This window comes from Streptomyces sp. rh34, from assembly GCF_002551245.1.
In the GTDB taxonomy this organism is placed as follows: Bacteria; Actinomycetota; Actinomycetes; order Streptomycetales; family Streptomycetaceae; genus Streptomyces.
Window position 1 is genome coordinate 1 of sequence record NZ_NTGZ01000263.1, and the last position, 10164, is coordinate 10164.

Consider the following 10164-nt stretch of genomic DNA (forward strand, 5'->3'; position numbering starts at 1 on the left):
CGTCCGCCCGGCGTGACGCGGGCCGCGGAGGACGCCCACTCCGCCGCCCGGCCCCCCGGCGCAGCCCGTACGCGGTGGGGCGCGGCAACCTTGGTGTTCGTGTGGCGCCGCCCGGAAGGGGTCATCCGGGTTTCCCCGCCCCGACGACGGTCTCGTCCCCTTCCGCACCTTGCGCGAACCGAGGCCCTTGCTCGCCCGGTTCGCGCAAGGTGCGAAAGAGCAGCCAGCTCAGCAGCGGCATCGCCACGAGGGGCGCCAGGGCTGTCCGCAAGGACGTGGCGTCGGCGAGTGCGCCGATGGCGGGACTGGCCAGGCCGCCGATGCTGACGGTCAGCCCGAGGGTGATCCCGCCGGCGGTGCCGACGCGGGAGGGCAGGTAGTCCTGGCCGAGCGTCACCTGCAACGAGAACGGCACGTACAGGCCGGCCGAGGTCAGCGCCAGGAACAGGAAGACGGCCGGGCCCGGCACCCACACCACGCCCGCGACGGCCGCGGCCGTGACCAGGTACGACCAGCGCGCCACCGCCACCCGGTCCCACCGGGTGGCCAGGGACCCGCCGAGCACCGCGCCGACCGTGCTGCCGAGGTAGAGCACGAAGAGCGCCACGGTGCCCACCGCCATGCCGCCTCCCAGGCGTTGGCGGACGTACAGCGAGATGAAGGTACTCAGGCCGATGAACGCGACCGACCGGAAGACCACGGCCAGGGACAGCCGTACGAAGGAGGCGATGTCGTCGCTCCCGGCCGGCGGCGTCGTCGTCCGGGACCCGGCGGCCTGCCTCTGCTGGAGGACACGCACGACCGGCAGGCACAACGCGGCGCCGACGAGGGCCGGCAGCACGAGCAGGGGCGTCCAGCGCAGCCCGCCGACGCTCATCACGGCGGCGACCGTGAGCGGGGCGAGTGCGAAGCCGACCGTGCCCCCCGTGGAGAACCAGCCCATCGCCCGGTGACTGCCCCGGCCGGCGATCCGGGCGACGCGGGCGGACTCGGGGTGGTAGGCGGCCACCCCGATCCCCGACAGCGCGACGAACACCAGGGTGAGCGGATAGGAGCCGCTGAGGCCGCTCAGCGCGATGCCGAGACCGCCGAGCAGTGTGCTCACCGGCAGGAGCCACGGCATGGGCCAACGGTCGGTGAGCACGCCGAACAGCGGCTGCGCCACGGAGGACAGCAACGAGGCGGCCAGCACGATGCCCGAGGCGACGGCGAGGGAGTAGGAACGCTCGGCGATGAAGAACGGCACGAGGGCCGCGACGGAGCCTTGGTAGATGTCGACGCAGGCATGGCCCACGGACAGCAGGACGATCGGCGTGTTCCTTCGCATCCCGCCATGTTCCGGCCCGGGTGTGCTGTCGCGCTTTCGATAAACTGCCACATGATGACGGACCTCCGCCAGGCTTCCATTCGCCATGATCCGGTGGCACCGACCCGCACCCGGCGGCTGGCGCCCGGCGGCTCGATCGATGCCCACCGGCACGACGACCACCAGATCGTCTACGCGGGCCGGGGCGTGCTGACCGTCACGACCGGCGCGGGGTCCTGGGTCGCCCCGGCCACGCGCGCGATCTGGGTGCCCGCCGGCACCGTGCACGCACACCGGGCCTACGGCGAACTCGATCTGCACCTGGTGGGGCTGCCCGTCACCGAGAATCCGCTCGGCCTCGACACACCGACCGTGCTGGCCGTCAGCCCGCTCCTGCGCGAACTGCTCATCGCCTACACCCGCGCCGAGGGCGACGACCGCCCCGAACGGGCCCGCCTCCGCGCCGTGCTCCTCGACCAGTTACGGGCGTCCGCGCAGCAGTCGTTGCACCTGCCCACGCCCACCGCCCCGCTGCTGCGCGCCCTGTGCGCCATCCTCCAGGCCGATCCGGGCGACAGCCGTACGCTCGCCGAACTGGGCCGCCGGGTCGGGGCGAGCGACCGGACCCTGTCCCGGCTGTTCCGCAGCGACCTCGGCATGACCTTCCCGCAGTGGCGCACCCAGCTCCGTCTCCACCACGCCCTGGTCCTCCTGACCGAGCGGACGCCGGTGACGTCGGTGGCACACCAGTGCGGCTGGTCGTCCACCAGCGCCTTCATCGAGGTCTTCCGCCGCACGTTCGGCCACACCCCGGGCGCCCACCGGACGGAGTAGGGCCGCCTCGCGCCCACCACCCGGAACCCCCTCGCATGCATGCTGCACCGACCGCTAGCGTGCAGCCATGAGCGCATCCGAACCTCTCGCGACCACGCCCGCCGCCCCCGTCTCCCACGCCCATCCCCGGTTCGCCGAGGCGCTGGCCGCGCTGGGCCTCCAGGTCGAGGTGCGCCGCTTCCCGGACGCGACCCGTACGGCGGCGGAGGCCGCCGCCGCGATCGGCTGCTCGCTGAGCGAGATCGTCAAGTCCCTGGTCTTCACGGCGGACGGCGTGCCCGTGCTGGTCCTGATGGACGGCTCCTCGCGGGTGGACGTGGAGCTGGTACGGCGCGAACTGGACGCACAGAAGGTCAAGCGGGCGGACGCGGACCTGGTCCGGGAGACGACCGGGTACGCCATCGGCGGCGTGCCGCCCTTCGGCCACGCCACCCGGACCCGAGTGCTGGCGGACCGGCGGCTGCTGGACCACGCGGTGGTGTGGGCGGCGGCGGGCACCCCGCACACGGTGTTCCCGCTGGACCCGAAAACGCTGATCGCCCACGCGGGCGCGACGGTCGTGGATGTGCGCGAGCCCGCCAAGTGACCCCTCTGGTCGCTCTCGCGGTCCTCATAGCCGCTGTCACGCACGCCAGTTGGAACGCCATCGCCCACGCGATCAAGGATCAGCTGCTCTCCTTCACGCTGATCTCCGGCGGCGGTCTGCTGATCGGCGTGGCGATGGCCCTCCTCGCCCCGTTCCCGGCGGCCGGGGCCTGGCCGTATCTGGTGGCCTCGGCCGCACTGCACGTGCTGTACATGCTGCTGCTGATGCGCTCGTTCACCCTCGGCGACTTCGGGCAGATGTACCCGATCGCCCGGGGCACGGCCCCGCTGGTGGTGACGGTCCTGGCGGCGGTGTTCGTCGGCGAGCGTCCGGACGGCTGGGCCACGGCGGGCGTGGCGGTGGCCTCTGCCGGGCTGGTCGGGCTGGCGCTGTGGGGCATCCGGGGCTCCGGCAAGCGCCCGCACTGGCCGGCGATCGTGGCGGCCCTCGGCACCGGCCTGGCCATCGCCGGGTACACCACGGTCGACGGCGTCGGCGTGCGCGCCTCGGGCACCCCGCTGGGCTACATCGCCTGGCTGATGGTCCTGGAGGGCCTGGCGATCCCGGCGTACGCGTACCACCGCCGCCGCGCCGAACTCCTCCCGCAGCTACGGCCCTTCGCGGTACGGGGCCTGGTCGGCGCGGCCCTGTCGGTCACCGCGTACGGACTGGTCCTCTGGGCCCAGACGAAGGCCCCGCTCGCCCCGATCGCGGCGCTGCGCGAGTCGTCGATCATCGTGGGCGCGGCGATCGGCGCGCTGTTCTTCAAGGAGCGCTTCGGGGCCCCGAGGATCGCGGCGGCGGGGCTGATGGTGGTGGGCATCGGGCTGATGCTGCACACGAGTTGATGCCTCCCGCCCTGTGCGTGCACACAGGGCGGGAGGCATCAACAGACATCAAGCGTCAGCCATCCGGTATCAGATGTCAGGTCGGAGCAGGCTCAGACGGCTGCCTTGGACGGCTCGTCGTCCTTGTCCCCGTCCGTCCCGCCGGCCTTCCGGGTGCGGACGTATTCGAGGAACGTGTTCAGCTCGCGCTTGACGACGGGCGCGAGGAGGTAGAGGCCGATGATGTTGATGACGGCCAGGGAGAACAGCACCGCGTCGGCCAGGTCGATGAGGGTCTGCAGGGTGAGCAGGGACCCGGAGACGGCGAACAGGGTGTAGAGGGACTTGAAGACGATCTCGCTGGTGCGGCTGCGGCCGAAGAGGTAGGTCCAGGCCTTGAGGCCGTAGTAGCCCCAGGTGAGCACCGTGGAGAAGGCGAAGAGGATCACCGCGACGGTCAGGACGTACGGGAACCAGGGCAGCACGGTCTCGAACGCGTCCGAGGTGATCGTCACGCCGCCGATGGAATCGTCGTTGCGCGCCTCGCCCCAGCTGGCCGGGTTGGCGATGACGATCGTCAGCGCGGTCATGGTGCAGATGACGACGGTGTCGATGAACGGTTCCAGCAGGGCGACCAGGCCCTCGCTGGCCGGGTGCTTGGTCTTGACCGCGGAGTGGGCGATCGGCGCGGAACCGAGGCCGGCCTCGTTGGAGAACGCGGCTCGCTTGAACCCGATGATCAGTGCGCCGAGCACACCGCCCGCGACCCCTTCGGGGTTGAAGGCGCCGTCGATGATCGTGCCGATCGCGTCGGGCACGGCGGTGACGTTGACGAGGATGACGACGAGACAGGCGACGATGTAGATCCCGGCCATCGCGGGGATGAGCCGGCTGGTGACCGAGGCGATGGAGCGGATGCCGCCGAGGAGCACGATGCCGACGAGAGCGGCTACGAGAATGCCGAAGAAGAGGGCGCCGGCGGAGGAGCCCATCGCCCCGTCCTCGCCGCCGGTGACGGAGACGAGCTGCGCGTAGGACTGGTTGACCTGGAAGAGGTTGCCGCCGAAGAGCCCGAAGAACAGGATCATGATCGAGGCGAGGACGGCGAGGACCTTGCCGAGGGTCTTTCCGTTCTTCCCGAAACGTTCCGCCAGCCCCTTGGGCAGGTAGTGCATCGGTCCGCCGGAGACGGTCCCGTCGGCGTGGATCTCGCGGTACTTCACACCGAGGGTGACCTCGACGAACTTGGTGGCCATGCCGAGGAGGCCGCAGAGGATCATCCAGAACGTGGCTCCGGCGCCGCCGATGGAGACGGCGACGGCGACACCGGCGATGTTCCCGAGGCCGACCGTGCCGGAGATGGCGGCGGTCAGCGCCTGGAAGTGGTTGACCTCGCCCGCCGAGTCCTTGTCGTCGTACTTGCCGCGCACCACATCGATGGCGAGGCGGAACTTGCGCAGCTGGACGAATCCGAACCAGAAAGTGAAGACGAGGCCCGCCACCACCAGCCAGGCGACGATGAGCGGGAGGTCCGTCCCGCCGACGGGGACGGCGTAGAAGACGATCTCGCCGAGCCATTTGGCTATGGGTTCGAAGAACCCGCTGACAGCTTCGTCGACGTTCTCGGTTATGGATTCGAGTGACACGTTGGCTACCTCGATGACGCGGGAACGGCGGACAGGTGGGGTGCCTTCGCCGGTCGGTGTGCGATGGGGGAACGTTTCTGGAGGGATGAGCGAACGTCGTCGTCCGGTCGGCGACGCGGCGTGTCCCATGGGGTGGACAACGATGACGGTCGCTCTGGCCTGCCACCGGGGCGGTCCCGGCGCTCCGCTTCGGCGAGGTTCCCGCCGTGGAAGTTGGGCATTTGTACCACGCCGTTTGCTCGATTCTTAGTGATGCAGGTCACTTTTTTTGAGAGTGCGGGTGAAGATGCTGGGTGGGTGACGTCATCGTTATGCGGAATCGCAGGTACGTTTATCGGACACCTATCGGCGGGTCGGAGGGGGACCTCCGAGCGGAGGGGGCCCCTCCGGCCCCAGGCGCCCCTCCGGCCGGAGGGGATGCCTCCCCCCGCTTACCCCGCCGGTCGCCGCGTAGACAGGCCGGTGCGGCTCATCAACGCGTCGTGCGTGCCGAGCAGACTCCCGCACCGCGACGAGGACCGCCTCCGCACCACCGTCACTCCCTTCCAGGCCTGCGACGACTGCGACCGAGCCTTCCGCTCCCCCACCCCCGGCCACCGCCGCGACTGCCGGGAGGACCGCGCGCAGACGCGCCCGAGGCACCAGACGCACCGAACCGAGGGGGTGCGGACCGCCGCCTGAGGGCCGTTCTCCAACCGTGCGGGTGGCGGTCAGCCGGGCACCGTCTTGCGGGCATCGCAGAAGGCGAACGCGAACGGTCCCAGCAGCGTCGCGGCCGCACTCGCGGTGAGCACCACGCCGGGCCGGAACCACGCCGGGAGATCGGCGAACAGCTCGCCGCCGGTGAACACCACGCCGATGAGCATCACCGCGGTCAGCAGGACTCCGCCTGCCGTGACGACCGCACTGCACTGAGCGAGGAGCCTCCATGCCCGTGCGCGCCCCGCCCCGGGCCCCGTGGGACGGAACGGTTCCAGGGCCTTTCCGACCGCGTCCGGCCACCGGACGACGAGCACGTCGTCCACGTCGTCGGGGTCGTGGGTGATGTGCCGGAAGCCGACGGCCCGCCCGACCAGTTGGCGTCCGCTACCGGGTATCGACAGCGGGCAGGTCACCCTCCGGCGGAGGACGCCGTGTCCCGGCATGTCGGCGCTGATGACGAGCGTGTCGGGGCCCTGCACCTCGCTGGGGCCGTCCTCGATCGAGTCCTCGATCACGCCGACGGCCGGGTACCCCTCGGTGAAGCGTTCCTCTCCCGGGCCGTCCGGCTTGCCCGGGCGTCTGAACCTCATCGGCGGCTCTCCTTCATGTCGTCGGGACAGCGACCCCGGTGTACCCACAGTGCGGTCGCGAGGGAGTTCATATCGGTCTTTACCCAGGGATCCTGAGCTACCCGCCCCGTGCACGCGGGCGGTTGCGCTGTCGAAGGCGCCGCCGGCCGCGACTACGATCCCAGCCCATGACGTCCACCACGCGCGGCGAAGACGGGAACAGGATCCTGGACACCGACAGGTACGAGATCGACACCGATCCCGGTCGCCTCGACATCGGCCTGGTGCACCACTGGCTCTCCACCGACGCCTTCTGGGCACTCGGCCGCAGCCGCGACACCGTCGAGCGGTCCGTGCGCGGGTCCCTCAACTTCGGTGTCTACGGCCCCGACGGGGCCCAGGTCGCCTACGCCCGGGTCGTCACGGACCGGGCGACCTTCGCCTGGCTCTGCGACGTCTACGTGGACCCGGCGCATCGGGGCCGGGGCCTGGGCGTCCGGCTGGCGACCGCCGTTCGCGACCACCTCGCGCCGTACGGGCTGAAGCGGACCCTTCTCGCCACGCTGGACGCCCACGAGCTGTACGCGAAGGTCGGGTTCGTCCCCGTACCCGACCCCGAGCGGCTGATGATCCTGAGCGCTGAGCGCTAGTCCCGCTTCCTGCGACACGAGCTGGAGGATCACTTCGGTCTCGCCCCTCTGCCGTCAGAGCCGGCGGCGATCGCGGCCCGAGTGCTGTCCTGGTGGACGGCTACCGGCAAGACCGATACCACCGCCTCCGCGTAGTCGCCGGGCTCACGGCTGCGCCATCGCCTGCCGGAAGCCCGTGTTCACCGCGAGGATCCCGCCGTCCACGCGCAGCGTCGTCCCGGTGATCCAGGCCGCGTCGCCGGAGGCGAGGAAGGCGACGGCGGACGCGATGTCCTCGGGGGTACCTACGCGGCCGAGCGGGTAGAGGGCGGCGGCCCGGTCCAGTTCGGCGTCGCGGCCCGCCCAGGCGTCGGTGCGGATGGTGCCGGGGGCGACCAGGTTGACCCGTACGCCGCGCGGTCCGGCATGGCCCGCCAGCGTACGGGTGAGGCTGGTCAGGCCCGCCTTGGCGGCGCTGTACGCGTGGCCGCCGAAGTCCTGTTCCCCGTTGACGGAGCCGATGGTGACGATCGCGCCCCGGCCCGAGGCGACCAGGTGCGGCAGCGCGGCGCGGGCGCAGCGGAACGGGCCGGAGAGGGTGATGTCCAGGTCGCGTTCCCAGACCTCGTCCGTCTCGTCCTCGAAGAGCGGGGTGTCCTGGCCCGCCGCGTAGGCGTTGTTGACCAGGACGTCGAGCCGGCCGAAGGCGGCGACCGCGTGGGCGACGGCCGCCTCGACCGCCGCCCGGTCGGCCACGTCGCAGACGAGGGATTCGGCGGTGCCGCCCGCCTCGCGTATCGCCGCCGCCGTGTGGGCGGCACGCTTCGCGTCCAGGTCGGTGACGAGGACGGAAGCTCCTTCCGCCGCCAGGCGGCGGGCGGTCGCCGCGCCGATGCCCTGGCCGGCGGCGGTGATCAGGACGCTGTATCCGGCGAACCGGGCTGGGGTCTGCACGGGTGCTGGTGTCATAGCGCCGACCGTACTGCCCTGACCAGGGCCTGGGCACGGGGATCGGCGGTAACTCCCTTCTGGAGTCCGTTGGTGACATAGCCGAGCGCGATTCCGGACTCGGGGTCCGCGAAGCCGAGGGAACCGCCGCGTCCGGGGTGGCCGAAGGAACCGGGGCCCAGCAGCGGGGCGGCCGGGCCGTGCAGCATGTAGCCGAGGCCGAAACGGGTGTTGACGACCAGGACCCGGTCCGGGCCCGCCGACTCCTCGGTGCGGGCCAGGGTGAGCGTGGCGGGGGCGAACAGCCGGCGGTGGCCGTCGACGGGGCCGATCATCGCCGCGTAGCAGCGGGCCAGGCCCCGGGCTGTCGCGATGCCGCCCGAGGCGGGGAGTTCGGCCGCGCGGTAGGCGGGGTCGTTCTCGTCGGGGAACGGGTCGATCGCGCCGAACGCCCTGCGGGTGAGGGAGTCGGGGTCCCGGTAGGCCTCGACGACGGAGCGTTTGGGGCGTACGCGCAGAGCGCCCGACACCGCGGCGGCGGCCGGGGGCTCCACCGGGCCGATACGGCCGATGCGGTGGGCCTCGTCGGCGGGGAGCCCGAACCAGAAGTCGAGGCCGAGCGGGCGGGCGATCTCCTCGGCGATCCAGCGGCCGATGGTGCGGCCGGTGGCGCGGCGGACCAGTTCGCCGATCAGCCAGCTGTAGGTCTGGGCGTGGTAGCCGTGGTCGGTGCCGGGCTCCCAGTACGGGCGCTGGGCGGCGACGGCGACGGGGCCGGAGACTCCGTCGGCGGCCTCGGCGGGGGTGAGGGCGGTGTCCAGGGCGGGGACCCCGGCCCGGTGCGCGAGGAGGTCGCGGACGAGGACGCGTTCCTTGCCGTTCGCCTTGAACTCCGGCCAGTAGGTGGAGACCGGGGCATCCAGGTCGACCTGTCCGCGCTGGTGAAGCAGCAGGGGGACGGCGGCGGCGATGCCCTTGCCCGCCGAGCGGACGATCTGGACGGTGTCGACGGCCCACGGCTCGCTGCCGTCGACGTCTCTCGTACCGGCCCACAGGTCGACGACCTTGCGCCCGTGGCGGTAGACGGCGACGGCCGCGCCGCGCTCCCCGCGCTGCTCGAAGTTACGGACGAACGCCTCCGCGACCGGTTCGAACCCGGGCGCGACCGTGCCCCGCACATCCGCGGTGACGGCCTCGGGCACCGCTTCGGGCTGGATCCCGTCCACTTCCGGGCCTGTTACGGCCACCGGGCCTGACTCCGCTCCCGTGCCTGATCCCGGTTCCGATCCCGATTCCGCTTCCGCGCCCACCGTCGTCCTCAGTCCCGCGCTCCCGCTCATCCCCCCATGGTGCACGCCCCGGCGGGGTGTTCGGGGGGCGGGTCACCGTGACCACCGGGCTGTCACCACCTGTTTACGCCGACGGAACACCGGCGGAGCGCGGGGCGAAGCCGAACGGCAGTCCAGCCGGTGGCAGCGCATCGGTTTCTCGTCGCGGAGGAGGCCCCGCGTACGGTCGACGGCAACGATGACGCCCTCGCCGATGCCACGGAGACAGGTGCGTCAGCGGCACCATCGGGTACACGCGTACGTGAGCGCACGCTCGCCGTGCCGCTTCCGCGAAATATGGGACATTGGAGTGCAGAGCTATACATACAGGAGGAGCCGGCCCATGTCCCCCGTGATCGAAATACATGCCCGCGCCCGGCTCATCACCGATGGCCCCCTGACCCGCCCGGTACCCGTGAACCTGCGGTACGACCCGGCCGACGACCGACGCACCGTCCACATCGGACTGCCCGACGGCACCGACTGGGCGTTCGGCCGTGACCTCCTGGAGCGCGGCCTGCGCACCCCGATCGAGCGCGGCGCCGTCCGCGTCTGGCCGTGCGGCCGTACGCAGCTGATCGTGGAGCTGCACTCGACGGACGGGGTCGAGGTGTTCCAGTTCGAGATCCGGACGCTGATCCGCTTCCTCGCCCGCACCCAGCAGGCACAGGCACAGACGCAGACATCATCGGCGCAGGCACCGGCCACGTCGCCGGACGCCGGACGGGAGCCGCCGTCCCGCACCACCCGCCCGGCGCGGGGCGCACGGCCCGAGCAGGGCGCACAGCT

The 10164-nt window shown here is 71.8% G+C and carries 11 protein-coding genes; 6 read left to right on the forward strand and 5 right to left on the reverse strand.

Going from position 1 to position 10164, the window contains the following annotated elements; translation table 11 throughout:
* Window positions 1-121 precede the first annotated feature (121 nt).
* Window positions 122-1327 carry an MFS transporter gene (locus tag CR470_RS31410; RefSeq protein ID WP_097870868.1) on the reverse strand — a complete coding sequence of 402 codons (1206 nt, stop codon included), beginning with the start codon at window positions 1325-1327 and terminating at the stop codon, window positions 122-124.
* 54 nt (window positions 1328-1381) lie between these two features.
* Here CR470_RS31410 and CR470_RS31415 point away from each other — a divergent pair, with 54 nt between their 5' ends.
* The 3 genes from CR470_RS31415 (at window position 1382) to CR470_RS31425 (ending at window position 3574) form a co-directional block, all read left to right on the forward strand.
* Complete coding sequence (locus tag CR470_RS31415; protein WP_097870877.1) at window positions 1382-2140, forward strand: AraC family transcriptional regulator; 759 nt, start codon at window positions 1382-1384, stop codon at window positions 2138-2140.
* A 67-nt stretch (window positions 2141-2207) separates the two neighbouring features.
* Window positions 2208-2726 carry a YbaK/EbsC family protein gene (locus CR470_RS31420; RefSeq protein WP_097870869.1) on the forward strand — a complete coding sequence of 173 codons (519 nt, stop codon included), beginning with the start codon at window positions 2208-2210 and terminating at the stop codon, window positions 2724-2726.
* Entirely contained in the window at window positions 2723-3574 is an 852-nt protein-coding gene (locus tag CR470_RS31425; protein ID WP_097870870.1) for a DMT family transporter, read from the forward strand. The genes CR470_RS31420 and CR470_RS31425 overlap by 4 nt, the downstream gene beginning before the upstream one ends.
* Before the next feature lie 92 nt (window positions 3575-3666).
* Here the strand turns inward: CR470_RS31425 and CR470_RS31430 are convergent, their stop codons facing one another.
* Entirely contained in the window at window positions 3667-5199 is a 1533-nt protein-coding gene (locus CR470_RS31430; RefSeq protein WP_097870871.1) for an alanine/glycine:cation symporter family protein, read from the reverse strand.
* Between the two features lie 486 nt (window positions 5200-5685).
* Here CR470_RS31430 and CR470_RS31435 point away from each other — a divergent pair, with 486 nt between their 5' ends.
* Window positions 5686-5880, forward strand: coding sequence for a hypothetical protein (locus CR470_RS31435; protein ID WP_143663913.1), 195 nt, complete (start codon window positions 5686-5688; stop codon window positions 5878-5880).
* 29 nt (window positions 5881-5909) lie between these two features.
* On the opposite strand, the gene CR470_RS31440 is transcribed toward CR470_RS31435, so the two are convergent.
* Entirely contained in the window at window positions 5910-6491 is a 582-nt protein-coding gene (locus tag CR470_RS31440; RefSeq protein ID WP_097870873.1) for a hypothetical protein, read from the reverse strand.
* A 167-nt stretch (window positions 6492-6658) separates the two neighbouring features.
* On the opposite strand from CR470_RS31440, the gene CR470_RS31445 reads away from it, so the two are divergent.
* Entirely contained in the window at window positions 6659-7120 is a 462-nt protein-coding gene (locus CR470_RS31445) for a GNAT family N-acetyltransferase (protein ID WP_097870874.1), read from the forward strand.
* A gap of 144 nt (window positions 7121-7264) precedes the next feature.
* On the opposite strand, the gene CR470_RS31450 is transcribed toward CR470_RS31445, so the two are convergent.
* Both CR470_RS31450 and CR470_RS31455 read right to left on the reverse strand, forming a co-directional pair.
* Window positions 7265-8068 carry an SDR family NAD(P)-dependent oxidoreductase gene (locus CR470_RS31450; RefSeq protein ID WP_097870875.1) on the reverse strand — a complete coding sequence of 268 codons (804 nt, stop codon included), beginning with the start codon at window positions 8066-8068 and terminating at the stop codon, window positions 7265-7267.
* Window positions 8065-9264, reverse strand: coding sequence for a serine hydrolase domain-containing protein (locus CR470_RS31455; protein WP_373561456.1), 1200 nt, complete (start codon window positions 9262-9264; stop codon window positions 8065-8067). Before CR470_RS31455 ends, CR470_RS31450 begins: the two co-directional genes overlap by 4 nt.
* A 454-nt stretch (window positions 9265-9718) precedes the next feature.
* On the opposite strand from CR470_RS31455, the gene CR470_RS31460 reads away from it, so the two are divergent.
* Window positions 9719-10164, forward strand: a 446-nt coding sequence (locus CR470_RS31460) for an SsgA family sporulation/cell division regulator (RefSeq protein WP_097870876.1), incomplete at its 3' end; no start/stop codon positions are given.